Origin of the sequence: Cohnella baijiui (assembly GCF_020731285.1) — a bacterium.
Lineage (GTDB): Bacteria > Bacillota > Bacilli > Paenibacillales > Paenibacillaceae > Cohnella.
On record NZ_JAJFOW010000487.1, the window covers coordinates 1 to 214 of the forward strand.

Below are 214 nucleotides of genomic sequence, written 5' to 3' on the forward strand. Positions count from 1 at the left end.
CTGTTAACGCCTGCAGACGCATATCAAGAATGGCATTTGCCTGTTCTACTGTAAATCCAAGCGGAACCTCTCGGCCTTCCAATGTGAATGATTCTGCCATTAAGAATCCCCGGGCTTCCTCCCTGTCGGATGCCGAGCGAATCGGACCCTGACGGTCAACGAGATCATCCACAATATCAATGGCCTTCAACAAGCCTTCCACAATGTGAATGCG

1 protein-coding gene is annotated in these 214 nt (G+C 50.5%); it reads right to left on the minus strand.

Going from position 1 to position 214, the window contains the following annotated elements; translation table 11 throughout:
• A partial coding sequence (locus LKX83_RS33485; protein ID WP_227887635.1) for a hypothetical protein occupies nt 1-214 on the minus strand: 214 nt, incomplete at both ends.